The organism is Burkholderia sp. YHN3-13, assembly GCF_055810675.1.
The window spans coordinates 1-1,037 of record NZ_JBVVNQ010000079.1; the positions used below are offsets into that span (position 1 = coordinate 1).

General features: G+C 62.5%; 2 protein-coding genes. Both read right to left on the reverse strand.

The features are described 5' to 3' along the window. On the reverse strand, positions 1-654 hold a 654-nt coding region (locus tag AC0KUR_RS37945; RefSeq protein WP_473377397.1), incomplete at its 3' end, for a deoxyribodipyrimidine photo-lyase. A gap of 74 nt (positions 655-728) precedes the next feature. Continuing rightward, positions 729-1,037 (reverse strand): DUF2878 family protein (locus AC0KUR_RS37950; protein ID WP_473377398.1); only part of this gene is annotated, 309 nt, incomplete at its 5' end.

Below are 1,037 nucleotides of genomic sequence, written 5' to 3' on the forward strand. Positions count from 1 at the left end.
TCGCCAGGTCGCACGCAGACCCTCCGCCCAGTCTGGCGTCGAGGGCTGCAGTGCAAGTTCAGGAAGCGTACGGACGTGTGCGCTGATGTTCTTGGAGACGGGAAAGAACGTGACCCGAGCGGGCGCCGACAGCGGGCACGGCGGGAAAAAATTGTCGCGGCGAGCGGCTTTCCAGTAAGCGCTGAATACCTGGAACGGCAAGCCTTCGCGCGTGGCCACTGTCCAGGGTTCCCGCAGAAGGTGGCCATTGAATGTCGACACGTCGATGCCGCGCGCGATCAGGTCTTTCTTGATCGACGCATCCATTTCCGTTTGCGCTTTCGAGTAGCGGCGATTCCAGCAAACCATTGCCGCCCGGGTTTCGACGGCGAGGTGCCTGATGGCTTCGTGTTCGTTACCGCGAAGCACGAGCAGCGAGCCGCCGAGAGCGGAAAGCGAGCCGTCGAGTTTTTTCAACGACTCGTGCAGCCACCACTTTTGCGCGCCTCCCATGGGACGCCCGAGCGTCGGGGCAGGGTCGTAGACGTAGACGCAAACAACAGGATGGCCGGTGCTGACCGCATGAGAGAGTGCGGGATTGTCGCTGAGTCGTTGGTCATCCCGAAACCATACGATAACGGGGCGGGATTCATAAGGCAGTTCGGAGCTTGTCATGTGTGGTGCCCGAGAAGGTACGTTGGCAATTTGAACGGGATCGGAGATAAAGCTGGCTTGCGACGCTTCCGGCTCTATCCGGCGCGGGCGTCATTCATGTCGCCTGCGCCGATTGGCGGAGGAGAAGGGGGCGTTACGCCATCCCAATGGCTTGCAATCGCAAGCGCGGCCGGCAAGATGAACGCCCAGCCGGTTGCGAGAACGGCGAGCGCTGCAGCCGGATGGGTGAAATGAACGGCCCCCAGCGCCGCACCTGCGCGAAAGGATGCGGGGCCTGCGAATGCACCGACGAGCGCCGAGATGAGCGGTCGCGCCCGAAGCCAGTGCAGCAAGGTATTGAGTTGAATCGCGAACAGCGCCCACAGCCCCGCGAGCCAGTACGG